We start from the raw sequence: 24,259 nt of genomic DNA on the forward strand, positions 1-24,259 counted from the left end.
GTCCCTTTCAACCGAGACGAAGGAGCATTTCCACGGGTGCGAGAATGCCGCCTTTAAGCGCGGGGGTGAGATTGGCGATCTTGGTGCCGGCGTTCTCGCCCATGATAAGATTAACGCCAGGCGGCGGCTTTTTTCCTTCCGCCTGCGCCGCAGCCATGCGCGCCCGTATCGTGTCGAAAAATTCGATGGCGAAGGCGCCACGAGGGCGCTCGGCGGTTACAGAGAACCCCGCGGCGGCGGCAGCCGAACGATAGTCGTCGGGCGTGGCAACGAAGGACATGCTCTCGTCGGATGCCCATGGCAGCGGATAGGTCAGCGCACCTGCCTTGAGCCGCATCACATCGTAGACGGCAAAGACGCCGCCCGGCTTGAGCACACGCGCCGCCTCGCTCATCAGCTTTTTTTTGTCGGGAAGATTCATGCCGACATGCAGGATCATGGCCGTATCAAAGCTTTTGTTGCTGAACGGCATGTCCAGCGCGCTGCCCTGCACGAACCGGACTTTGTCGGCCATTCCCACCCGCTTCGACAGGCTGGTCGCGATGTCGACATAGCTTTGCGTCAGATCAATGCCGGTGACATCGGCGCCGGCATTGTTGGCGGCGAAGCGGGCTGGACCACCCACGCCGGAACCAATGTCGAGCAGCCTGGCCCCCGGCTTCAAACCCATCTGGCCGATGAGTTCCCTGGTGGCGGCGATACCGCCAATGTGGAACTCGTCGACCGCTTCGAGATCGCCAGCGCGTAGATGGGCAATTTCCACGCCGGTATCGGCGAGCACGGCAAGAATGTGCTGCTCAAGATCCGAGACGTCGTAGTGACGCGCGATGCCTGATTCCACTGAGGCCATGATCTCTATCCCTGTGCCAGACTCCGGTTGATGCTCTCCGCCGCGTCGCGGCCTTGCGCGACGGCCGATACCGTCAAGTCATCGCCGCCAAAAATGCAGTCGCCGCCGGCCCAGACATTGGCGAGCGAGGTTCGCCCTTCCGCATCGACCTTGATGCGGCCGGCTTCGAGGTCGATCGAGGCACCGCTTCCGTTGAGGGCTGCCGGCACAAAGCTCTGGCCGATTGCCTTGAACACCTGGTCGGCGGTCAGCGTCAGCCGCTCGCCGGTGCCGACAAGACTGTCGCCGTTCATCGCGGTGTATTCGAGCTCGATGCCCGACACTTTGCCACCTTCGGCAATGACCCGCTTCGGCTGCAGCCAGTGGCGGATGGTGACGCCGTTGGCGGCAGCCAGATCCTGCTCGAACTCGGAAGCGTTCATGTGTTCCTGGCCGCGCCGGTAGCAGATCGTCACCTCCTCGGCGCCGAGCAGCTTCGATTGCACGGCGGCATCTATCGCCGTCATGCCGCCGCCGATGACGACGACGCGCCGGCCGACCGGCAGGCTCGCGAAATCGCTGGCCTGGCGTAGCTCGGCGATGAACTCGACCGCATTGACAACGCCATCGGCGTCCTCGCCATCCGTGCGCAACGCATTCACGCCGCCAAGCCCCATGCCGAGGAAGACGGCATCGTAATTCAGGATCAGGTCCGACAGCTGGTAGTCGCGGCCGAGCGCCTTGCCGTTATGGATATCGATGCCGCCGATCCCCGTGACATAGTCGACCTCGGCCTGGGCGAAATTGTCGATGCTTTTGTAGGCGGCGATACCATACTCATTGAGGCCGCCGGCCTTCGGGCGGGCTTCCAGAATGGTGACGTCATGGCCCTGGCGGGCGAGCCGGTGGGCCGCGGCAAGACCGGCCGGTCCGGCGCCCACGACGGCGACCGACTTGCCGGTCGATTCAGCGCGCGGATAAAACTGCTTGTGCTCGGCCATGGCGACATCGGTGGCGTAGCGTTGCAGGCGGCCGATCTGCACCGGCTTGCCTTCCGCCACCTCGCGCACGCAGACCTCTTCGCAAAGCGTCTCGGTCGGGCAGACGCGGGCGCACATGCCACCCAGTATGTTCTGGTCGAAAATCGTCTTGGCCGAACCGATCGGGTTGCCGGTCGATATCTGGCGGATGAACAGCGGAATGTCGATCGAGGTCGGGCATGCATTCATGCACGGCGCGTCGTAGCAGAAATAGCAGCGATCGGATTCGACCAGCGCTTCGTGGTGATCGAGCGGCGGATGCAGATCGGAAAAATTCTCGGCGTACTGGTCGGCGGCAAGCCGGCCGCCGGCAATGCCGTCCTTGAACTGGCCTTCTGGCATCGTCAGTTCCCCTGTTTTCGTTTTGGGGAAGGCTAGCACGTTTTATTTTTTTATCAATTGGTCAATTTTCGACCCAAGCCGCTGAAAAGATTAGCTGATAATATGATTTAGTTGCTCATGTTATGAGTGACGGTTGCGTCCTCAAAGAGGGGAGCGCGACAAGCTCCAAGTCGCGGCAAGCTGTTCCAGGCCAGCGCGAAATGATAGGGCGCTTGAGCACGATGCGCGGCTTTCATTCAACGGAGAAGGCGATGACCGATGATAGGGAGACGGCTCACCGGTGGGAGCCCGTGGGAGATTTACCTCTGGCTGCCTGTCAGGTGTGGCGTCTAGAATCCGACAATAACTTTGAGCTGACCGTCGAAGGCGACTTCGGGACATCGGAACGAACTCTCAAGATCGATTTTCAAGGGGTAGTAGCCCTGGCTGCCCATGATGACATGCTGGGACTGACCAAAATCCGTGCGGACACCTCGATCCCATTGATTGGATCTGGCAGGCAAGCCTCCTACAGGTGGCCGATCCTGCGAGTGGAGAACTCGCACTGGTTGCGATCGACACTTGGCCCGACAGAAGACTGTACGCATTTTCTGCTGCTCAGTCTCGAATGCACGGTTGAGGTCATTGCTCGTGAAGCCACTCCTTCTTGGATCTGATCACCCGGGGAGCGAAACGCCTTGAAACCGCATACGCTCCGGCACAGGCCAAGATTGGTGGCTGTTCGCTACGAAGGTGCCAGCTGTAGGCTGGCATCTGAGCGGCCGCCATGGATCGACCTGATCTCGTCGGCAACCAGTTGCTGCAGCCGCCACAGATTGCGGTCGCGGATGCCGAATTCCTCGAGGTGGCTGACGGTGTTGTAGAGATATTCCGCGCCCGAGCCGACATGGCCGCAGGCTCTGGCAAGCACCCCCGCCACCGTGTCCAGCGGCTGCCCGAGCGACGTTCCCCTGCCGGTCACCCCGACCCAGAAGCCGAGCGCCCGTATCCGGCCCTGCTCCGTGCGCACGGGAACCCACCGGACCGAGCTGACACTCTCATGGTCGTCGATCTCGCGCCGCAGCAGTCTTTCGATCTGCTGCGGCTTGTCGCCGTCGGGCAGGCGGTAGATGACGCCGTCGCATCGGCCGCCGCGTTCGAGCGCCATCATCAGCCCCGGCTGCGCGACGCTGCCGCGCCAGCGCACCATGTCGAGGCAGAAGGAGCGATGCCAGCCAAACGCAGTGGCGCGCTGGCGTTCGACGGACTCGAAAGCCGGCTTCCAGATCAGCGAGCCATAGGCGAACACCCATAACGGCCCCGCATCGGCTTCGTCGGAGAGCTGTAAGGCAAGCGTGCGAAAATCCTCGTCGTTCAGCTGCGTCCAGCTGCCGTCCGGCCCGGGATCGACCTCTTCGCGATGACACAGTGACACAAGCTCAGGCGTGAGCGACATAAGGCGCATGAAACGACTACCCCTCGTTTGCCCAAGGAAAGTCGAAAACCGCCGCACGTGCAAGGCGTCGAGCGGGACGAAGTGCGGAACGATGTGTCAACGCAGCCGTTGAACTTTCTCCGCTTCGCTGTCGGATTCGCGTCGCTGAAACGTCCTTTGATGGATCGGACGACGATCTATGCATGAAGGTGAGGAGACCGAAAATGCCGAAATCCCCAATGCCCTTCTTCTGGTACGAGTTGATGACCAGCGACCTCGATGCGGCGCAAGCGTTCTACACCAGCGTGGTCGGCTGGCGGGCCGAGCCCTTCGACAAGGCGCCCGGCATGCCGCGCTATATCGTGGTGAACTCCGCCGAGCGTGGCGTCGGCGGGCTGATGACCCTGCCCGAGGAAGCAGCCAGGACGGGTCTGAAGCCGGCCTGGTTCGGCTATATCCACACCAGCGATACCGATGCCTCGACCGAGGCACTGAAAGCCGCCGGCGGGGCTGTTCACCGCGAACCCGACGACATTCCCGGCGTCGGCCGTTTCTCCGTCGTCGCCGACCCGCAAGGCGCCGCCTTCATGTTCCTGCAGCCCAATGGCCCCGACCAGCCCGTCCTTCCGGCAACGACGCCGGGCCATGTCGGCTGGCACGAGCTTTATGCGGCCGACCGCCAGAAGGCCTTCGATTTCTATTCAAGCCAGTTCGGCTGGACTGATGCCGGTAGCATGGACGTCGGCGAGATGGGCATCTATCAGACCTTCTCAGCCGGCCCTGAATCCGGCGGCGGCATCATGAACAAGCCGCAACAGCTGCCGGTGCCGGTCTGGCTGTTCTACTTCAATGTCGACGCCATCGACGCAGCCGCCAAACGCGTCACCGACAATGGCGGCAAGATTGTCATGGGTCCGATGCCGGTGCCGACCGGCCAATGGATTGCCCAGTTCACCGATCCGCAAGGCGCCTATTTCGCGCTGATCGCGCCGGGCCGCTGATCCCCTCCGGTACTCGCCTGCACGGAAACTGCTCTCATCGCACTGCCGGTGCGATGAGAGGCGCGTCCGGGCGCGGTCACTCCGGCGCCAGCACCGCGACCTTGAGGTTCTCTTTCCTGGCGCCGCTGAGCTGGATCGTGGCTGCGCCAGGCGTCAGCTTGAAGCGCACGCTCTTGCGGATGCCGGGGCAGGTCTTCACGCCGCTGAAACCGGCTGATTTCACGGCCTGGCCATCCTGAATGACGTCGACCCAGGCCTCATCGGACAGGCTGATCTGGAGCTCTCCTTCCGTTGGCACGGCCACGTTTGCCGTCGCGCCGAACGTGCCGGCTGCCGGCGCGCGTTGCGGTGAGACCGTGAAGCTGACCGCATCGACCGGCTCCAGCGCCATATCCGCGGCTTCGCCGAAAGCAAGAGAGGCACCTGACTGCGCGGCGGGCGCAGCCGGAAACAGTTCCTGCTCGCGTGTCACCGGCCATTTGAAGGCATCGCAGCCAGCATCAGCGGCCACGGCGAAACTGGTGCTGGCGAGAATTGCGAACAGGCTGACGGCGACTTTTTTCATGGCTAGGAACCCGTTTGGTTTGGAGTGTCTACACGCAGACATACAACTTAAACGAGCTGTATGCAACCATAACGAGAACAAATTTCGAAGTCCAGACTGGAAGTGATTTCTAATCACCGATTGTTGATGACAGGCCACGCGAAGTGAATGGTCCAGCGCCGGGTGATAATTTATGGCCGGGCCGCAGGGTTGGAAAAATGGAGTTTAGATGAAGCTTTTTGATGGTCTCGCCAGATTTCAGCCGCAGGCGCTCGGCCTCCTGCGCGTCATCACAGCCCTGCAGTTCATCGAGCATGGCTCGCAGAAACTGTTCAATTTTCCGGTCAGCGCCGAGCCTCACGCTCTTACCGGCCTGACGGCGACGGCAGGCATCCTGGAGTTCGCCGGTGGCATCCTGCTGGCGCTCGGTCTGTTCACCCGCCCGGTCGCGTTCCTGCTGGCCGGCGAGATGGCCATCGCCTATTTCATGGCGCACTACCCGCGCGACTTCTTCCCGGTCAACAACAGCGGCGACGCGGCAATCTCCTTCTGCTTCATCTTCCTCTATCTGGTGTTTGCCGGCGCCGGCGCCTTCGCGCTCGACAACCGCCGCAACGCCTGACGCGCAATGCATGTCGCCCAAAGGTGCGCAGCGGTTTTGGGATAACGACTTGCACAAAAACGACTTGCACAAAACAAGAATCTGAAGCGCCTCGGCGAAGCCGAAGCGCTTCAGGCGCGCATTCGCTCGAAGTTCGCGTCAAAGAGCGGCGCTGCCTGAACGCGCGCCGCGTGGCGCTTGCCCAAAACTTCGATTTCGAAGCCGTCGCTCTTGTCTGCGATCTCCTTCGGCACATAGCCGATGGCGACGGATTTTTTTGAATGATGCGCATAGCCGCCCGACGTCACCCAGCCGCGCACCGCGCCATCGTACCAGATCGGCTCGTCGCCGATGACATCGGCATCGTCGGCATCGAGGATAAATGTGCGCAGCCTGAGCTTGCCGCCCTGCTTGCGCTCGGCAAGAGCGCCGGTTTTGCCGATGAAATCGGCATCCTTGCCATAGGCGACGAAACGGTCGAGCCCGGCCTCCAGCGGCCCGTAGACCGGCCGGTATTCGCGCGCCCATGAGCCGTAGTTTTTCTCCAGCCGCAGCGCATTGAGCGCGCGCGAGCCGAACAGGCCGAGGCCGAATTCCTCGCCTGCCGCCATCAATGCCCGGAAGGCAGCGCGCTGATATTCCGGCGCCACCCAGATCTCGTAACCGAGATCGCCGGTGTAGCTGACGCGGCCGACCAGGCATGGCGCCGTGCCGATGTCCATTTTCGCGACCGCCATGAACGGGAACCCGGCATTGGAGACATCCGCGCGGCTGACTTTCGCCAAGACATCCCGCGCCTTCGGGCCGGCGATTGCGAGGCCGGTCAGCTTCTGCCCCAGCGCCTCTAAACGAACCGAGCTATCCGCAGGCAGATGCGCCTCGAACCACCGCATATGATACTGCTCGGCAATGCCGGAGCCGGCGATGAACCATTCGCCGTCGCCGATATTGGCAAGCGTGAAATCGCCGATCAGTTTGCCGTCATCCTTCAGCATCGGCGCCAGCGTCATGCGGCCGGGCTTGGGCAGCTTGCAGGCGAAAATCCGATCGAGCCAGGCGGCCGCCCCCTCGCCCGTCATCTTGTACTTGGCGAAGTTCGAAATCTCCGCCATGCCGACGCTCTCACGAACCGTCGCTACCTCATTGGCGACATGGGAAAAATCGCTGGACCGCCGCCACGAGAACTCGTCCTTGACACCCGCGGGCGCATACCAGAGCGGCACTTCCAGCCCATAGGACACACCCCATTGCGCGCCCTTGGCCGAGAGCAGATCGTAGATCGGCGTCGTCTTCAGTAGCCGTCCGGCGGGCAGCTCCTCATTGGGGAAGCGGATCGAGAAGCGGCGCGAATAATTCTCGCGCACCTTGGCGTTGGTGTAGGCCATCGTCGCCCAGTCGCCGTAGCGCGCCACATCCATGGCCCAGATGTCGGCTCCTGGATCGCCCTCGATCATCCAGTTGGACAACGCCAGACCGACGCCGCCGCCTTGTGAAAAGCCCGCCATGACCCCGCAGGCGACCCAGAAGCCCGGGAGGCCGCGCACCGGCCCGACCAGCGGATTGCCGTCCGGCGCGAAGGTGAAGGGCCCGTTGATGATCTGCTTGATGCCTGTCCTCTCGAAGGCCGGGAAATGCCTGAAGCCGACTTCGAGCGACGGCGCGATGCGGTCGATATCCGGCTCCAGCAGTTCATGGCCGAAATTCCACGGTGTCTGGAATTCGGACCACACCTTGTTGGCCTTCTCATACGTGCCCATCAGCATGCCGCCGCGCTCCTGGCGCAGATAAAGCTCGCCATCGAAATCGACGGCGTGGATGATCTCGGTGCCGGTCTTGGCGTTCCACGCCGCAACCTCGGGCATATCCTCGGTGATCAGGTACATGTGCTCCATGGCCAGCACCGGCAGTTCCAGCCCGACCATGCGGCCGACCTCGCGCGCCCATAACCCGCCGGCATTGACGACATGCTCGGCCACCACTTCGCCCTTGTTGGTGATGACGCGCCACATGCCGTCGGGCCGGCGCACAATGTCCTCGACCTTGGTGAAGCGCTCGACCTCGGCGCCCAGTTTCCGCGCGGCCTTGGCATAGGCATGCGTAACGCCGGAGGGATCGAGATGGCCGTCCTCCTTGTTGCGGACGGCGCCGACGAATTGTTTCGGGTCGAGCAGCGGCATCAGCTCGGCCGCTTCATTGGCCGATATTTCTTCGAGCTCGATGCCGAGGTAACGCCCTTTGGCGACGACGCCGCGCAGCCAGTCGAGCCGCGCCTCGGTCGCCGCCAGAAGCACGCCGCCCGTCAGATGCACGCCGGTCGCCTGTCCCGACAGCTCCTCGATCTCCTTGTAGAGCGAGATCGTGTATTTCTGCAGCTTGGCGACGTTGGGGTCGCCATTGATCGTGTGCATGCCGCCGGCCGCATGCCAGGTCGAGCCGGAGGTCAGCTCGTCGCGCTCCAAAAGCACGACATCGGTCCAGCCATGACGCGCCAGATGGAACAGCACGGAGCACCCGACGACGCCACCGCCAATGACCACGACCTTTGCATGCGATTTCATGAGTTTTGCTCTGTTATCAATGAGTTGAGGAGATAAGGTGAATCAGAAAGGCAGCGCCGCGCGCCGACGCTAAAGTCACGGGTCGCCCTGCCCGATCGCTTCCTTGCGCCTGGCCACATACGCCTCCAGCGCCTCGCGCACGGCGATGTCCATCACCGGCTCGACATAATCTTCCAGCGCCTTCTTCCACAGCCGCGTCGCGCGCGCCGTGGTGTCGAGGCCGCCGGCTTCCTGCCAGGCCTCGTAATTCTGCCAGTTGGACAGCATCGGCTGGTAGAAGGCGGTGGCATAGCGTTCCAGCGTGTGCGGTTCGCCGAAGAAATGGCCGCCGGTCGGCACCGCGCCCAGCGCCTCGACAGCAAGCTCCGCCTCGTCGACGACGATCGGGCGCAGGAATTCCATCATGTGCTGGATCATCTCGACATCGATGATGAGCTTTTCGAACGATGCCGTCAGCCCGCCCTCCTGCCAGCCGGCGGCGTGGTAGACGAGGTTGCCGTGGCCGAGCACAGCGCCCCACAGCGCCATCAGCGTCTCGTAGGCGCCTTGCGCGTCCGCCGCATTCGATGCCGACCCCGGCGTCGTGCGGTAGGGCAGACAATAGCGCCGCGCCAATTGCCCCGAGGCGATATTGGCCTTGGTGTTCTCCGGCGTGCCGAAGGCCGGCGCGCCCGACTTCATGTCGACGTTGGAGGTGAAGGCGCCGTACATCACCGGCGCGCCGGGGCGCACCAGTTGCGTCAGCACCACGCCGAACAGCGCCTCGGCATTCTGCTGCGCCAGGGCGCCGGCGAGCGTCACCGGGCTCATCGCGCCCATCAGCGTGAACGGCGTCACCGCGACCGACTGGCCGAACTCGGCCATGGTCATCAGCCCTTCGGCCATCATCTCGTCGAAACGGCGCGGCGAGTTGACCGAGATGATGGTGGCGATGCCGGGATCATCGCGCATCTCGTCCAGCGTCAGCCCGCGCGCGATCGCCATCATCTCGATGCCGTCCAGCGCCCGGCCTCGTCCGATCGCCGAGACATGGAAGGATTTGTCGGTCAGCGTCAGATTGGTGAAATAAGTATCCATGTGCCTGGTGTTCGCCGGCAGTTCCACCGGCGCGCAGACCTGGTTGCCGAGCATGTGGATGCAGTTGAAATGCTGAGCCAGCCGGGTCAGATCGGCATAGTCGTGCAAGTTTCCAGCGCGCCGGCCGCGCTCCATGTCGTGCACATTGGGCGGCCCGGCGACGAGGGTGAAATTGATCGTGTTGCCGCCGAGATGAATGGTGTTGGCGGAGTTGCGCGGCGTCAGCCGGTAGCTGGACTGCGTGGTCTTCAGCGCCTCGGCGACAAGGCCCCGGTCGATGCGGACATTCGCGGTCGCATGGTCGACTTTTGCGCCCGCCTTCTCGAACAGCGCCAGCGCCCGCTGAGACATCACCTCGATGCCGAAATTTTCCAGAATGTGCATCGACGCCTGGTGGATCGCTTCGACCTGGTCGACTGAGAGCATCGCCATCGGCGGATAGGGATTGGTCACCCGCCGCAGTGGAAGTTGCGGGATGGCGGCGGGCCCCCGGTTGCTGGTTCGCTCCGCGCCGCGCTTTCGTCTTGGTTCATTCATGCCTGGCATCAGAGCGCCGGCATCCGGATATCGCTGTCAGAAATCCGCCCTTCGCGGGCGTGATTTTAGCCAAGGCGGCATTTTTGAATTCGTATGGAGACAGAGGCGACGCAAAAGGTCGGAATAATGATACAGGCCCACCGAGCGCAGCCAGGCCGGCAAGCCGTTAAGAAACGCCGCAAGATTCCCTTTATGATTTCGGCCTATTCGTTTTCCAATGCGTAGTTCGAGTTTGAGTAAAATTGTAGCGGTTGGCGTGCTGCTGGCTTTGCCGGCCTGCGCGACGCCGCCCAACCATATCAACAATGTCTGCGCCGTCTTCGACCAGAACGACGGCTGGTTCGACAACTGGCAGTCGGCCGCCGAGCGCGCCTCGCAGAAATACGGCGTCCCTGTCCCCGTGCTGATGGCGACGGTACGCAAGGAATCCGGTTTCAAGAGCAATGCCAGGCCGCCGCGTACCAAACTGCTCGGCTTCATTCCGTGGAAACATGTCTCGTCAGCCACCGGTTTCTCGCAGGCGCTCGACGGCACCTGGTCGCAATATCAGAGCGAAACCGGCAGTTGGGCGGCGAGGCGGACCAAGTTTGCCGATGCCGTCGATTTCGTCGGCTGGTATCATTCCAAGACATCAGGCACGTTCGGCGTCGCCCGCAACGACACCTACAATCTCTACCTCGCCTACTATCTCGGCTGGACGGCCTACGGCCGTGGCAACCGTGGTGACGCCGGCGTGCAGGGCTATGCCAGGGCGACCGAAAAGATGGCCCGCGACTATGCCGAACAGCTGCAGCAATGCGGCAGCTGACGTTGCCAAGCGGTCTTGCAGCCACGCAGTTTGCGATCGAAGCGGAACTCAGCCATTCATTCGCTTGGGATCAGGTGGAGGATCGACCTCCCTCCCTTTACCGCTGCCGTCGACAGCTTTAGGTCAAACGTCGCCAATTGGCCGTCACGCGCCTTGGCGAGTCCCAACAGATAGCTATCCGTTACCTGTGCCGGGGTGAGGATCCTGGCTGCATCGATGTCGTTGGAACCGACAAGGCTGATCTCGTCAGGCCAGAACTGATGTCCTGAAAGGGCATGCAGCTTGCCGACAATCTGCGCCACCACGGCGGGCGAACCCGGAGAATTGGGGTATTTCGGGTTGCTTACAATCCTGATGACGCCATTCTCGGTAATGGGACATGTTGCCCATGATAAATGCCCGGTGGATTGGAACCACCGATGGGCATCTTCATGCGCGACGTGAGCCGGATCGATCAACGCAATCAACACATTGACGTCGAGCAGGAAGGTCACGGCAATTCGTCGCGAAGCGCATTGACCATTTCGAGATCGACCATCGGGCCGTCGGGCCGCGATGCAAGCAAGGGGATGCCGTTGCGTTCACCGCCGGTCGGGGGCCTGCGCAGTGAGCGGCGAGCCAGATCGGAAATGACGTCGCCAACGCTGCGATCCTGCTGTCGCGCCATGGCCTTGGCCGCAAGTAGGACATCGTCATCGATTGCAAGTGTGGTTCTCACAACATGCTCCCTACCGCGCATCAAACATCACGCATCACATAAAGCAATGGACAGCAATATTCAAGCGAACGTAGCTGTCGTTCCTTGAGCTATGGCGACGCTGCGGCAATGCGCCAACGAGCGGCATTGCCTCTATGGCTGGTCAGCTCGGCTTCTTGCCATGCGGGCGCTTCGGCGGTTCGCCGGCGAAACCGGGGCCGATCCCATCCGGTGCGTCTTCCGGCACGCCCTCATGCGCTGCGTGTTCCCTGTCGAACTTGATCACCGGCTCCATCGTCGCCAGCACATCGTCCGACAGCCAGCACAGGCTCACATGGCCATCGCCGAGATGCTTCACCGGCGGCACCTTGGTCTCGCACAGATTGTCCGGCACCAGCCTCTTGTAGCCGCAGCGCGTCTGGAACGGGCAGCCGCTCGGCGGGTTCATCGCCGACGGGATATCGCCTTCGAGCACGATGTGCCGTTTGACCACGCTGGTGTCGGCGATCGGGATAGCCGACAGAAGCGCCTCGGTGTAGGGGTGATAGGGTGGCGCGAAGATCTGGTCGGTCGTGCCCTGCTCGACGATGTAGCCGAGATACATGACGACGACCCGGTCAGCGATGTAGCGCACGACGGACAGATCGTGGCTGATGAACAGCATCGTCGTCTTGTTCTTGCGCTGGATGTCCATCAGCAGCTCGGTCACCGCCGCCTGCACCGAGACGTCGAGTGCCGACACCGGCTCGTCGGCCACCACCACCTTGGCATCGCCGGCAAAGGCACGCGCCACGCCGATGCGCTGCTTCTGGCCGCCTGAGAGCTGACGCGGCTTGCGCGTCTCGAAGGCCCGCGGCAGCTTCACCAGGTCGAGCAGCTCCAGCATGCGCTTGCGCCGCTCGGCGACATTGTTGCCGACTTTGAATTTTTCCAGCGTGCGGATGATCTGCGAACCGACGGAGTGGCTGGGATTGAGTGTATCGAACGGGTTCTGGAACACCATCTGGATCGACGACACCGTTTCGACGCTGCGCTTCTCGATGCCGGTCGACTGGATCTCCTTGTTGCCCAGCGTCACTGTGCCGGCACTTGCCGTCTCCAGCCCCAGCAGGACCTTGGCCAGTGTCGACTTTCCGCAGCCGGACTCGCCGACGATGGCGACGGTCTCGGATTCGCGGGCCATAAACGAGATCGTCTCATTGGCCTTGACGACGCGGCCTTCGCTGGAGCCGAACACTTCGCTGCCGCCGACCTTGTAGTATTTTCTCAAATCCTCGATCTTGAGCACCGGCGCGCCGGGCACAACCTTCTCATTGACCTTCTTGGCGCCGGGCGGCAGCGCTTCCCAGTCGATCTCGTTGAAGCGCACGCAGCGCGAGAAATGCCCTTCGTGACCGGCGACTTCGATCATCGGGATTTCGGCGGCATTGCAGACGCCCTCGACGAAATGGTGGCAGCGCGGCCCGAAATTGCAGCCCTTGGGCCGCTCATGCGGCAGCGGCAACTGGCCGGGGATAGAGATCAGCGGCCGTGAATTCTTGTCGGCGCCCGGCAGCGGAATCGAGCGGAACAGCCCTTGCGTATAGGGGTGACGCATCCGGTCGAACACGTCCTTGATCTTGCCGGTCTCGACCGCTTCGCCCGAATACATCACCGTGATGCGGTCGCAGGTCTCGAGGATGAGGCCGAGATTGTGCGACACGAAGATCATCGACGTGCCGAACTTCTCGCCCAGCCCCTTGACCAGTTCGACGATGCCGGCCTCCACCGTCACGTCGAGCGCCGTCGTCGGTTCGTCGAGCAGAAGCAGCGCCGGCTTCGACAGCAGCGCCATGGCAATGACGATGCGCTGCTGCTGACCGCCGGACAGCTGGTGCGGATAGGAACGCATCATGCGTTCGGGATCCGGCAATCTCACCGAGCGCACCATTTCGAGCGCCCTTTTGTAAGCCTCTTCCTTCGACACCTTATCGTGGATCAGCGGCACTTCCATCAATTGCTGGCCGACCTTCATCGCCGGATTGAGGCTCGCCATCGGCTCCTGGTAGATCATGGCGATCTTGTTGCCGCGGATGGAGCGCAACTCCTCGTCGGACAGCTCGCCCATGTCCTTGCCCTGGAACTTGATCTTGCCGCCGACGATCTTTCCGATGTTGGAGAGGTCGCGCATGATGCCGAGCGACACGGTCGACTTGCCGCAGCCGGACTCGCCGACGATGCCCATGGCTTCGCCCGGCATCACCGTGCAGGAAAAGTCCATGACGGCAGGGATCTCGCCCTTGCGGGTGAAGAAGGAGATCGACAGGTTCTCGATCTCGATGATCGGCGCAGCGCTTGGCCCAAGGGTCGGGTTGCCGGGATTTCGAACTGCCTCATTCATGGGTCGCTCCAATCCTATTTTCATGCTCGCGGGGCCGAAACCCGCAGATCAGTCTTTCATCGATTGTTCGCGCAGCGAGTCGGCAAGCAGGTTCAAGCCCAGCACGAACGACATCAGCGCGATCGTCGGCGGCAGCGCCGGGTGGATGAACGAGCGCAGCAGGCGGCTGGCGTCCTTGATCGCGGTGCCCCAATCCGGGCTCTCCGGCGCCAGGCCCAGCCCGAAATAGCCGAGCGTGCCGAGCAGGATCGTGGTGTAGCCGATGCGCAGGCAGGCATCGACGATCAGCGGTCCGCGCGCATTGGGCAGGATCTCCCACAGCATGATGTACCAGGGCGATTCACCGCGCGTCTGCGCCGCCGCCACATAGTCGCGCGTCTTGATGTCCATCACCAGGCCGCGCACGATGCGGAATACGCCGGGGCTGGAGGCGAACACCACCGCCACGAAGATGTTGAGCTGGTTGGGATCGATGTGGATGATCTTGAACGGATCGGCGTCGAACACCAGGCCGGCATAGACCCAGCCGCCGATGATCAGCGTCAGCCCGAGCAATATATAGAGGCGGTCCGGCCGGTTCTTGTAGCGGGTCCAGAACAGCACCGAAAAGAAGATGATCGGGAACAGGAAGAACAGCCCGGCCATGGCGTATGGGATCGGCGTATCCATGATGCCCGGCGTCACCAGCAGGTAAAACAGCAGGATCACCGGGAAGGCCAGCACCAGATTGGCCAGGAAGGACAGCACGGTGTCGATCCGGCCGCCATAGTAGCCGGCGGGCAGACCGAGCGTAATGCCGACCATCAGCGCGAAACCGGTCGCAGCCGGTGCGATGATCAGCACGATCTGGCTGCCATAGACCATGCGCGAAAAGACATCGCGGGCGAGCTTGTCGCCGCCGAAATAGTAGATGAGTTTCGATACCGGCTCGAGCGCGCCCGGCAGCGCATCCTTCATGATCGGGACCTGGGCGAGCGGATCGAAGGGCGCGACGGTCGACGCGAAGATTGCCGTGAACAGCCAGAACAGGCAGATGCCGACACCGACTATGCCGACGCCGCTATCGAACAACTGGCCGTAGAGGCCGAGCCTTTTCTTGTAGGTGAAGCTCACCCCCATCACCAGGGCAAGCCCTAACCAGACTGGCCAGAAACGCCCAATCACGCCGAGCACGACATTGAAGGCACCGATATATTCGACCTGCATCTGCCCCAGCCCCCTATTGAACTCTGATACGCGGATTGAGGAACGCGTAGCCGACATCCGAAATGAGCTGCGTGATCAGCACGATGAACACCGAGACCAGTGAACAGCCAAGCAGCAGATCGATGTCGTTGTTGCCGGCGGCCTCGACCAGCGTGTAGCCAAAGCCCTGGTAGCGGAACATCACCTCGACGATGACGACGCCGGTAAGCAGCCAGGGAAATTGCAGCATGATGACGGTGAAGGGCGCAATCAGCGCATTGCGCAGCGCGTGCTTGACGACGACGCTGCCGAAGGAAAGCCCTTTCAGCCGGGCGGTGCGGATATATTGCTGCGTCATCACCTCGACCATCGAGGCGCGTGTCATGCGGGCGATGTAGCCGATGCCGTAGATCGCCAGCGTCATCACCGGCAGGGTGAAATTGTAGAAGGTGATGCCCTGGCTTGCCGAGGCGGCCGAACCGTTCAGCCAGCCGAGCCAGGAGGCGAAGATGACGGTGAAGATGACGCCGGACACATATTCGGGCGTCGCCGTCGACGCGATCGATGCGACGGACAGCGTTCGGTCCGTTCGCGAGCCCTCGCGCATGCCGGCCAGGATGCCAATCAGCAGCGAAATTGGCACCATCACCAACAGCACACAGAGCATCAGGATACCGGTGGCGGCGAGTGCGGGGAAGAGCTTTGACGCAACGGAGGTTTTGAACTTGGTCGAGCAGCCGAAATCACCTTCCAGGATGCCGGAGAATTTCGGCTCCAGCGGATCGTTGCAGAAGGAGAAACGCTGCGTCGGCTTGCCGGTCGCCGGATCGGTCACCGGTTGCTTCGGGACGACGCCCAGCCATTGCCCGTAGCGCACGAAGAAGTTCTGCCGGTAGCCATGGTTGACTAGCCAGCTTTCGAGCTGTTCGGCCGATGTGTGCATTTCGGTCTGGCTGATCGCCAGCTTCTTCAAATTCGGCTCGAGGTTGATCAGGAAGAAGACGATCATCGTCAGGCACAGCATCGTCAATGCCATGGTGCCGAGACGCCGGATTACGAAAGAAAGCATGGCGGTCCCCTGCCGGTCTGGTTGGGGTTGGAGCCAGTTCGAAAAACCAGCTTTGCCGTTGCCGGCAGAGTTGGCCGTCAAATCGGCACTCGGATGCAATCAACCCAGTTTTATTGAACGGTCTTTCAGGAGAGTCCGCAACTTTTTGCTGCGGCGGCTTCCGGTTCTGGACGATGCAAGGCGTGACGGGAAGGAGCGAAGCGCCCCTTCCCTGACGTTCAATCACGCCTGGTCGAGCCAGACCTTGCCGTAGTCGCGCTCGAAGGTCGGATGCATCTTGTAATTCTGCACCGCCTTGACCGAGTGGCTGTAGAGCTTGCGCCAGTATGGCTGGATCATGATGCCGGAATCCTGCAGGATCTGCTCGATGTCCTTCATCATTTCCTTGCGCTTGGCCGCATCGGCGACGGCCAATGCTGCATTGAGCTTGGCATCCCATTCGGGGTTGGAATAGGCCGACTCGTTCCACGCCTCGCCAGTGCGATAGCCGATCGCCAGAACCTGAACACCGAGCGGGCGCATGTTCCAGTTGGTCATCGACAGCGGGTACTTGGTCCAGTCGTTCCAGAACGTCGAGCCCGGCAGCACCGTGCGCTTTACCTTGAGGCCGGCGTCGCGCATCTGCGCGGCGATGGCGTCGCCGGTATTCTTGTGCCAGTCTTCGTCGACCGTGATCAGCTCATGCTCGAAGTCGGCCTGGCCGGCTTCCGCCATCAGCGCCTTGGCCTTGGCCGGATCGCGAGCGACTTTGGGCAGCTCGTAATATTCCGGGTGGATTTGGCAGACATGGTGGTTTTCAGCCACCGTGCCGGCATTTCCGTAGCCAAGCTGCAGAACGACATTGTTGTCGACCGCCAACTGCAGCGCGTTGCGCACTTTCTGATCGCCGTAAGGCTTGTTGTTGATGTTGGTGCGGCACACGATGGTCGACGCGGTGACGATTTCGGACTTGACAAGGTCCAGTCCGTCGAGGATCGACACATAGTCGGCCGAGGTCTCGAAATTCGTATGGACTTCGCCGGCCTCGAAGGCACTGACCATGGCTGCCGGATCGGTGCCGTAGTCGACGAATTCGATGCCGTCGAGGAACACCTCGCCGTCCCACCACTTGTTGTCCTCGCGGCGCTTGTAGACCACCTTCTGGCCGACATCGTAGGAGACGAGCTCGAACGGGCCGGTACCGATCGGGCAGGCTTTGAAGTCGCCGCCCTTCTCGTCGAAGCTCTTGTGCACGATGAGGCCGGGATAGTCGCACATGTTCGGAATGAGCGCGATGTCGGCCTTGCCGAGCTTCAGCTTGACGGTGTGGTCGTCAACCTTGGTCACGGCGCTTTCGTCGAGCTTGTCGTCCTTGACCAGCGTGCCGAGACGGCCAGGCATGGAATTGCCCTCGGCCTTCTTGTCGGCCCAGCGCTTGAGATTGAAGATGACGTCATCGGCGGTGAAGGCATCGCCATTCGACCAGGTCACACCCTTGCGCACATGCAGCGTGTACTCGGTGGCGTCGTCGTTGACCTCCCAGCTCTCCAGAAGGTACGGGCGGAACGTGTATTCGCTGGTGTACTTGACCAGCGGCTCAAGCGCCTGGCGCTCGGCATTGGCGATTTCCGACCAATCGGCCTTGCGTGGATCCTTGGGATCCTTGACCCATTGCGCGACTTTCAGGATGCCGCCCTTCTTGCCCTGCACCTCTTCGGCCCTGGCTTGGGTCGGCACGGCTACGCCGAGCATGCCGTAGGCCATCGCAGTCGACGCGCCGAACACGCTGGCCATGGCGAGGAACTCGCGGCGATCGACTTTGCCTGCCTTGGCTTCTTCGGCCATGGCCAGGATGTGATCGGGAACGCGATCGCCATTACTCTTGTAATTTGTCATACCTTAACTCCCATTGTTGGCTTTCCGCCTTTTAACATTCCGCATCCCTGCCGTGATGTCAAAGACGGCATGGCTACGGAACCTGTTAGGGAATGTGCAACTTTGAAAAGGGAGCGGTTCGCGTGATAACGACAGACTTGGCGCAAAAGTGCTAGCGCGCCCAGATTCCGCCGGAATCTGCTTAGGCGAGTAACTGATACATTTGGGCGGGTTGAGACAGCGCCAGTTCCGGCGGCGGTAAGCGCCAGGAACTCAATATTCCTTTTCGTAGAATATGCCGCCCTTGGCCTCGCCGCCATCGTTAGCCTCGCCACGCAGCTTGACGCCGCGCCCGACATTGAGGTCGATCGTCGCCTTGCCCGATCCTGGCCTGTCGCCTTTCTGGATCGTCACATAGGTGCGGTCATTGAGATACTTGCCCGCCGACACGGCCGTCCCGCCCTGGTCATCGGTGGTCACATCCAGGTCGTCGACGCCGATTGCACTGCGCAGGTTTTCGAGCAGCGAGGTCGAGCCGCCGACGCCGGCCAGTTGGCCGGCGGCCTCGGCCAGCTGCGCGATCTGCAGCGGCGACAGGTTCGACATAGAGCGGCCGAAAATCAGCTGCGCCAGCACCTCGTCCTCGGGCAGCGCCGGCACCGATGAGAAGTCGAATTTCGGATTGGTCGCTTCGCCCGAGACGACGATGGTGACGGTGGCGCTGGTCGTGGTCGATGTCGCGGTCAAGTTGAGGTAGGGCACCAGCGAGCCCGAAAAGCCGACCGTGCCTTCGGTAAAGGTCAGCCGCTTGCCGAGGATCGACAGCCGCCCACGCTGCAAGGTGAAGGTGCCGACCGCCTGCGGCGAAGCCGCCGGGCCGGTCAGCCTCAGCGAACCGCCGAACTCGGCATCGACCCCCCTGCCCTGGATGAAGATCTGGTTCGGCGCATTGACCGTGACGTCGAGGACAAGTCCACTGCCGCCACCCCCGCTGGCCGCCGCCGGTCGCAAGGCCTTGTCCTGCGCCCGCACGGAGGCGGGCGCGTTCTTGTGCTTGACACCGAGCGCTGCCAGCGAGCCCGGCAGCTTATCGGGAACGGTGATGACGGTCTTGGCCAGGTTGACGGTGCCCGAAATCACCGGCGCCGAGGTGAGCGGCCCCTTGATGGTCAGGTCGCCGCCGAGATTGGCTGTCACCACCCTGCCGTCGGTATAGCGGCCGTCGACCAGCTTGATCGACAAATCGGCTGGGAAACCTTGCGCCGGATTGATGCCGAGGGTGCCGGAGGCCGACAGGCTGCCGCGTGTCGACAGCGTGCCGGTCAGCCGGTTGATCCGGGCAACGCCGTTGCCGATCGAAATGTCGGCGGCAATGTCGTTGACGGCAAGGCCGGAACGCGCGTCGACCAGGCGGGCGCCCGACGTGCTGACCGTGCCGCCGATCACCGGCGACGCCGCCGGGCCGCGCATCTGGATATTGACGTTGGCGGTGCCGCTGAGCGACAGCCCTTGCGCCGCAAGCTTGGCGGCCAGGAAGGAAAATGGCACCTTGCCGTTGAAGTCGAGCACCAGCGCTGGTGTGCCGGCCGTCGTCACCGTACCGCCGCCCTTGAGGCCAAGCCCGGCGCCGTCGCTGATGCCGGCGTTGAAGGTGAGCTTCTTGCCGGCGAATGTTCCCGACGAAGAGATATTCATGCCGCCAAGACCGGCGCTGCGCGTCTGCGAGGTCTGCACCCCACCAGCATCGATATCGAAAGCGACAGTCGGATTGCCCGGCGCGCCGGTTACCTTGACTGTTCCCGAAATCGAACCGGCGGCCTGGAGGCCCGGCGAAAAACTGTTGGCGAGTGAGGCCGGCACCTTCGACAGCGCGGCGCTGATGTCGAGTGCCTGCCCGACCTTGCCGGTCACCGTCGCCGTGCCGCCACCGAGATTGAGCACCAGCTTGTCCAGCGTCGTGGTGCCGTTCGCGATGCTGACGGTCGAGGCCTGGGCGATGGCCGCCTTGATGCCCTGCACCGTGGCCTGGCCGGAAGCGAGTTCGATGGTGGTGGTGCCGCCAGCCACCTTTACCCTGCCCGCAGCCTTCGCCGGAATGCCCTTGACGGTGGCGCCGCCGGAAAACCCGGTCCATTCGCCGTCGCGCTTCAAATCGACATCGATGCCGCTGATGGCGGTGCCGCCGGAAATGACGCTGTCGGCGCGAATTTTGCCCGAGATGACCGGCGCGGCGAGATAGTTGGCGACCAGCGCATCGATTGACACCGTCTTCGCCTGCAGGTCGCCGCGCGTGATCGAAGCGGTCGCAGCCTTGACCGCGACGTTCGGGCCATCCGCGGTCTTGGAGAATGCAATAGTGCCGCGCACATCGCCTTCGGCCTTTTCCAGCGCCAGCGCCGCCAGCGGCCCGATATCCGGCAGGTCGAGCGCGATGGTGCCGACCGGCACGAAAGCCTCGTCGAGGGCGAGGTCGCCGGAAATCCTGTTCTTGCCGAGTGACAACAGCAGGCCGTTGATGGCGCTCTTGCCGTCGGCCGTCGCCAGCACCGCGCTGCCTTGCAGCGCCTGCCCTGCGACATTGCCGGTCAGTTGCACATTGGCCGCCGGATTGGCGGCGTCGGCCTTGCCGGTGGCGGTCAGCTTCAACCCGGTGATTTCGCGTTCCGCCACCAGCAGCCGGTCGCTGTTGACTGTCAGCGACAGGTCCGGCGCCAGGCTAGGCCCCTGCGCGCTGAGTGCGAAGCTGATCGCGCCTTTGGCATCTTTCGACAACAGTGAGATGTCGGCCAGTGCACCCTTGATATCTGCGCTGAGCTTGTTGTCGGCGAGACTGGCCTGACCGTCCGCGGTCAGTGCGCCCGACGCCAGCTTGACCGGATTGGCGCTGACATTGCCATTGCCATCCCGCTTCAGCGTGGCGCTGAGCTGCGTGCGCTCTGCCAGCACGCTGCGCGCCGCCGCCGGCAACGCCGCCGACAGCACGTCGGCGTTGAGGTTGAGGTCGATTGCTCCATCGGCAAAGCCGACACGGCCATTGAAGGCGCTGCCCAGCGCATCGGCCTGCACCGAGCCGCTGTCGATGGTGATCGCGTCCGCCGCCAGGGTGCCGGCGATCTTGGCGGTGATCTTGCCGGCGATCAGCGGCGCGATGGTCGGATTGTCCAGACCGATCTTGTCCGCCGTCATCGTGCCCGAGATCGGACCGGTGCGGCTTCTCACATCGAACGCGTCGGAATGCAGCGCCAGCGAGATGCCCTCGACCTTGGTGAAATTCGTCGCCACCGACGGCAACACCGCCGAGATATCGAGCTTGGCTTGCGCAGCCTGCCCCGCCGCCTTCACAGACAGCGCCTGCAGTTCGAGCTTGATCGGGCCTTCCACGCTCCCGAACGCCAGCGGCAGGCTCGGACCGGAAGAGGTCAGGTCGAGCGCAAAATCGCTGGCGCCGTTCGGGTTGAGGGTGCCGGCCGCGTTGCCGGAGATTTTCTCACCCGAAAGCGTCGCCTGGTCGAGCACGACGCCGCCGGCCGCGGAATAGCTGCCGGCCGCATCGACATCGAGCGGCCCGAGCCCGGCCTGACGGGTCTGGCTGGTCTCGGCGCCGGCCAGCTTTGCATCGAAGTGGATGTCGGGATTTGCCGATGGCCCGGTGATTTGCGCCGTGCCGTCGAGCGTGCCCCCGGCATCGAGGCCGGGTGAAAAGCCATTGGCAAGCGCAGCCGGCAGCGCCGAGAAGGTCGCCGCCAGATCGAGCGTCTGGCCCGCCGTGCCCGACAGCGTCACCGAGCCGCCGCCGAGATCGACTACCAGCCTTTGAATGTTGGTTATGCCATCGGCAATGGTCAGGCTCGACGGCTCGGCGATCGCCACCTTGATGCCGCGCACCGTCGCCTCGCCGGACGCGATCTCGACGCTGGTCGCGCCGCCGGCAATCTTCGCCCGCCCGGCAGCTGTCGCCGGAATGCCTGATATGGTTGCGCCGCCGGTGAAATTCGTCCAGTCGCCGTCACGCTTGAGGTCGACGCCGATGCCACTGACGACGGTCGTTCCCGAGGTCACGCTCTCGGCCTTGATCGTGCCGGAGATCGCAGGGCTGTTGAGATAGTTGGCGATCAGTGCGCTGACGGTGACTGCCTTGGCTGCCACATCACCGCGCGCGATCGACACGCTGGCTGCATTGATGGTGACAGTGGGAGCCTCGCCGTCTTTGGCGAACACCACGGTGCCGCCGATATCGCCGGCCGCCGTCTGCCCGGCCAGCGACGCCAGCGGCGCGATATCGGGGGCGGAGATCGTCAGCGTCCCCAGCGGCAGGAATTTTTCATCGAGCGTGAGGTCGCCCGACACCTTGTTGTCGCCCAGCGCTACGCTGAGCCCCTTGATGGAGCGCTTGCCATCGCTCGTCACCAGCGCCGCCTTGATGGCGAGCGGCTGTTCGTCGACCGCGCCGGTCAGCGAGATATCTGCGGCCGGGCTCACAATGTCAGCCTTGCCCGATGCGGTCAGCTTGATGTCCTTGACCGTGCGGCCGGAGGCCGTCAGGCTGGCACTGTCGGCCGAAACCGAGAAATCCGGTGCGTTGCGCGCGCCGCTTGCCGTCAGCGCGAAATCGACCCCGCCGGCGACCGGCACGCCGACCAGCGAAGACAGCACCGAGACGTCGCCGAGCTTGCCCTTGATGTCGGCCTGGATATCGCTGCCTTGCGCGCTGGCGGTGCCGCTGGCGCTCAGCGAACCGGAAGTGAGTTCGATCGAGTTGGCGGCGAAAGAGCCCTGCGGATCGCGCGTCGCGGTCGCCGAGAATTTGACCCGTTCGCCAAGCAGCGAACTGATCTGCGGCGGCAGCGCCGTCGACACAGCATCGGCATTCATCTTGAGCGTCATGGCGAGGTCGGCCAGCGCCACCTTGGCCGTCAGCCCGGCATTGAGCGCATCGCTGCGCAGCGTACCCTCATCGAGCGATATCTCATCCTTGCTGATCGAGCCGGAAAGAGAGGCCGTCAGCTTGCCGGTGACCAGCGGGGCCAGTGTCGCGACGTCGGTCTTCAGCCCGGCCGCCGCCAGCGACACGCTGAGCGGGCCGCTGCGGTTCTCGATGTCGAAACCGTCGGAATGGATCCGCGCATCCAGATTGTTCACCTGAGAGCCGCCCGCCACCACCGGGACCAGTGAAGCGCTGGCGTCAATCATCGGCGCCTTGCCGTCACCGAAGGCGCGCGCGGTCACATTGTTGATGGCCACCATGATCGGCTGCGCCTGGGTACCGACATTGACCGTGACCGGCTTGGCTTTGGCCACGAGTTCGACCGAAAGGTCGCTGGCGCCGTTGGGGTCGACCATGCCGGCAGCGGTACCATGAACTGCGTCGCTCTCGATTGCAGCGCGCTCGATGTCGACGCCGCCGGCCGCGGTCGCCGTGCCGGCTAGGTCGAAGCTGGTCTTGCCGGCAAACAGCGACTTGAACCGTTCCGGCAGGAAGCCTTCGAACGAACCGTCGCCCTTGGCCTCGATCCGGTTGCCCTTGTCGGTGAGCTGGTGCCGGCCGGTGAGCTGGGTAACGATCTGACCGTCGACCATAAAGGTGCCGATGCCGCTCCAGTTGGCCAGCGGCCCGGTGCCTGAGACGATGATGTTGACCGGCGGCGCGCCGGGCAGTTTGAGGAGGTTGGCGATGATGCCGCCGGCCGGCTCGGAAGCCTTGAGATCGAGGTCAAGCTTGTTTTCATCCGGCGCGAAGTGGATGTTGGCGTCGACATTGCCTTGCTTGCCGTCATGGCGGGTAACGTTGAGCACCGTCTGGATCGCCAGTGGCGACGCATCGACCTTGGCCGATCCCTTGGCCGCAAGTTCGGCAATGCCGCTGCCGGCAAGTTGCTGGCCGAACGCGATCTCCGGCAAATCGATCGCTCTGATATCAAGCGAAACCGGCAGGCCGCCCGACCCGCTCTTGCTCGGCTCGGTGCTCGCCACAGGCAGCCGTGCCAATTCTATCCGTTCGGCCGCTATGCGGTCGGCGCTGAAATTCTTCGACAGCAGCGCCAGCGGCGACCAGTCGATGGCCACCTTGCGGGCCACCAGCCAGGCGCCCTCGCGGTCTTCCAGCACGACATGGTCGACCGTCAGCGCGCCGGACCAGATACCGTTAATGCCGCTGACCGTGACTTTGCTGTCCCTTGACGAGGCCATGTCAGAGATGATGCCGGCGAGATTTTCGCGGCCGCGCTCGGTCTTGGTCAGCACGACCAGCGCGCCGATGCCCGCCGCCGCCACGATCAGCAGCGTGTAGAAAAACAGGCGAAGGATGCGTTTCAAAATCTTCATCG

17 protein-coding genes are annotated in these 24,259 nt (G+C 63.0%); 4 read left to right on the forward strand and 13 right to left on the reverse strand.

What is annotated here, in order from left to right; translation table 11 throughout:
- Positions 1–7: 7 nt before the first annotated feature.
- Both X757_RS159405 and X757_RS159400 read right to left on the reverse strand, forming a co-directional pair.
- The gene (locus X757_RS159405; protein WP_023690824.1) at positions 8–850 is read right to left on the reverse strand and encodes a class I SAM-dependent methyltransferase; all 843 of its coding nucleotides are present in this window, start codon (positions 848–850) and stop codon (positions 8–10) included.
- 5 nt (positions 851–855) lie between these two features.
- A complete protein-coding gene (locus tag X757_RS159400; protein ID WP_023725399.1) occupies positions 856–2,211 on the reverse strand; it encodes an NAD(P)-dependent oxidoreductase in 1,356 nt (451 codons plus the stop codon).
- Between the two features lie 212 nt (positions 2,212–2,423).
- Here X757_RS159400 and X757_RS159395 point away from each other — a divergent pair, with 212 nt between their 5' ends.
- Entirely contained in the window at positions 2,424–2,867 is a 444-nt protein-coding gene (locus tag X757_RS159395) for a hypothetical protein (RefSeq protein ID WP_156933406.1), read from the forward strand.
- Between the two features lie 68 nt (positions 2,868–2,935).
- On the opposite strand, the gene X757_RS159390 is transcribed toward X757_RS159395, so the two are convergent.
- The gene (locus X757_RS159390; RefSeq protein ID WP_023699643.1) at positions 2,936–3,655 is read right to left on the reverse strand and encodes a gamma-glutamylcyclotransferase; all 720 of its coding nucleotides are present in this window, start codon (positions 3,653–3,655) and stop codon (positions 2,936–2,938) included.
- Positions 3,656–3,849: 194 nt separating this feature from the next.
- Between X757_RS159390 and X757_RS159385 the strand changes: the two genes are divergently transcribed.
- Positions 3,850–4,626: a VOC family protein gene (locus tag X757_RS159385; RefSeq protein WP_023699644.1), complete on the forward strand. Its 777-nt coding sequence runs from the start codon at positions 3,850–3,852 to the stop codon at positions 4,624–4,626.
- Between the two features lie 76 nt (positions 4,627–4,702).
- Here the strand turns inward: X757_RS159385 and X757_RS159380 are convergent, their stop codons facing one another.
- Entirely contained in the window at positions 4,703–5,191 is a 489-nt protein-coding gene (locus X757_RS159380) for a hypothetical protein (protein WP_023725401.1), read from the reverse strand.
- A 208-nt stretch (positions 5,192–5,399) separates the two neighbouring features.
- Here X757_RS159380 and X757_RS159375 point away from each other — a divergent pair, with 208 nt between their 5' ends.
- Positions 5,400–5,792 (forward strand): DoxX family protein, encoded by a 393-nt coding sequence (locus X757_RS159375; RefSeq protein WP_023725402.1) that lies wholly within the window; start codon positions 5,400–5,402, stop codon positions 5,790–5,792.
- A gap of 110 nt (positions 5,793–5,902) precedes the next feature.
- On the opposite strand, the gene X757_RS159370 is transcribed toward X757_RS159375, so the two are convergent.
- Positions 5,903–8,329 (reverse strand): FAD-dependent oxidoreductase, encoded by a 2,427-nt coding sequence (locus X757_RS159370; RefSeq protein WP_023725403.1) that lies wholly within the window; start codon positions 8,327–8,329, stop codon positions 5,903–5,905.
- A gap of 75 nt (positions 8,330–8,404) precedes the next feature.
- Positions 8,405–9,943, reverse strand: a complete 1,539-nt coding sequence (locus X757_RS159365) for a trimethylamine methyltransferase family protein (RefSeq protein ID WP_023725404.1) — start codon at positions 9,941–9,943, stop codon at positions 8,405–8,407.
- A gap of 217 nt (positions 9,944–10,160) precedes the next feature.
- Between X757_RS159365 and X757_RS159360 the strand changes: the two genes are divergently transcribed.
- A complete protein-coding gene (locus tag X757_RS159360) occupies positions 10,161–10,751 on the forward strand; it encodes a transglycosylase SLT domain-containing protein (protein ID WP_023725405.1) in 591 nt (196 codons plus the stop codon).
- Positions 10,752–10,807: 56 nt separating this feature from the next.
- On the opposite strand, the gene X757_RS159355 is transcribed toward X757_RS159360, so the two are convergent.
- The 7 genes from X757_RS159355 to X757_RS159325 all read right to left on the reverse strand — a co-directional run bounded on the left by X757_RS159355 (position 10,808) and on the right by X757_RS159325 (position 24,257).
- Positions 10,808–11,245: a TA system VapC family ribonuclease toxin gene (locus X757_RS159355; protein ID WP_023725406.1), complete on the reverse strand. Its 438-nt coding sequence runs from the start codon at positions 11,243–11,245 to the stop codon at positions 10,808–10,810.
- Positions 11,242–11,469 (reverse strand): hypothetical protein, encoded by a 228-nt coding sequence (locus X757_RS159350; RefSeq protein ID WP_023668191.1) that lies wholly within the window; start codon positions 11,467–11,469, stop codon positions 11,242–11,244. Before X757_RS159350 ends, X757_RS159355 begins: the two co-directional genes overlap by 4 nt.
- 142 nt (positions 11,470–11,611) lie before the next feature.
- Complete coding sequence (locus X757_RS159345) at positions 11,612–13,828, reverse strand: ABC transporter ATP-binding protein (protein ID WP_023725407.1); 2,217 nt, start codon at positions 13,826–13,828, stop codon at positions 11,612–11,614.
- A 48-nt stretch (positions 13,829–13,876) separates the two neighbouring features.
- Positions 13,877–15,034, reverse strand: a complete 1,158-nt coding sequence (locus tag X757_RS159340) for an ABC transporter permease (RefSeq protein WP_023690814.1) — start codon at positions 15,032–15,034, stop codon at positions 13,877–13,879.
- 13 nt (positions 15,035–15,047) lie between these two features.
- A complete protein-coding gene (locus tag X757_RS159335) occupies positions 15,048–16,082 on the reverse strand; it encodes an ABC transporter permease (protein WP_023668188.1) in 1,035 nt (344 codons plus the stop codon).
- 222 nt (positions 16,083–16,304) lie between these two features.
- Positions 16,305–17,957, reverse strand: a complete 1,653-nt coding sequence (locus tag X757_RS159330) for an ABC transporter substrate-binding protein (RefSeq protein WP_023668187.1) — start codon at positions 17,955–17,957, stop codon at positions 16,305–16,307.
- A gap of 252 nt (positions 17,958–18,209) precedes the next feature.
- Positions 18,210–24,257 (reverse strand): translocation/assembly module TamB domain-containing protein, encoded by a 6,048-nt coding sequence (locus X757_RS159325; protein WP_023725408.1) that lies wholly within the window; start codon positions 24,255–24,257, stop codon positions 18,210–18,212.
- Positions 24,258–24,259 lie beyond the last annotated feature (2 nt).

The organism is Mesorhizobium sp. LSHC412B00 (assembly GCF_000503035.1).
Lineage (GTDB): Bacteria > Pseudomonadota > Alphaproteobacteria > Rhizobiales > Rhizobiaceae > Mesorhizobium.

Excerpts from the sequence above, each read along its gene's own strand:
- X757_RS159385 (WP_023699644.1), top strand. The coding sequence starts at position 3,850 with ATGCCGAAATCCCCAATGCCCTTCTTCTGGTACGAGTTGATGACCAGC.
- X757_RS159335 (WP_023668188.1), bottom strand. The coding sequence starts at position 16,082 with ATGCTTTCTTTCGTAATCCGGCGTCTCGGCACCATGGCATTGACGATG.
- X757_RS159380 (WP_023725401.1), bottom strand. The coding sequence starts at position 5,191 with ATGAAAAAAGTCGCCGTCAGCCTGTTCGCAATTCTCGCCAGCACCAGT.
- X757_RS159400 (WP_023725399.1), bottom strand. The coding sequence starts at position 2,211 with ATGCCAGAAGGCCAGTTCAAGGACGGCATTGCCGGCGGCCGGCTTGCC.
- X757_RS159370 (WP_023725403.1), bottom strand. The coding sequence starts at position 8,329 with ATGAAATCGCATGCAAAGGTCGTGGTCATTGGCGGTGGCGTCGTCGGG.
- X757_RS159405 (WP_023690824.1), bottom strand. The coding sequence starts at position 850 with ATGGCCTCAGTGGAATCAGGCATCGCGCGTCACTACGACGTCTCGGAT.
- X757_RS159365 (WP_023725404.1), bottom strand. The coding sequence starts at position 9,943 with ATGAATGAACCAAGACGAAAGCGCGGCGCGGAGCGAACCAGCAACCGG.
- X757_RS159390 (WP_023699643.1), bottom strand. The coding sequence starts at position 3,655 with ATGCGCCTTATGTCGCTCACGCCTGAGCTTGTGTCACTGTGTCATCGC.
- X757_RS159360 (WP_023725405.1), top strand. The coding sequence starts at position 10,161 with ATGCGTAGTTCGAGTTTGAGTAAAATTGTAGCGGTTGGCGTGCTGCTG.
- X757_RS159345 (WP_023725407.1), bottom strand. The coding sequence starts at position 13,828 with ATGAATGAGGCAGTTCGAAATCCCGGCAACCCGACCCTTGGGCCAAGC.
- X757_RS159375 (WP_023725402.1), top strand. The coding sequence starts at position 5,400 with ATGAAGCTTTTTGATGGTCTCGCCAGATTTCAGCCGCAGGCGCTCGGC.
- X757_RS159330 (WP_023668187.1), bottom strand. The coding sequence starts at position 17,957 with ATGACAAATTACAAGAGTAATGGCGATCGCGTTCCCGATCACATCCTG.
- X757_RS159325 (WP_023725408.1), bottom strand. The coding sequence starts at position 24,257 with ATGAAGATTTTGAAACGCATCCTTCGCCTGTTTTTCTACACGCTGCTG.
- X757_RS159340 (WP_023690814.1), bottom strand. The coding sequence starts at position 15,034 with ATGCAGGTCGAATATATCGGTGCCTTCAATGTCGTGCTCGGCGTGATT.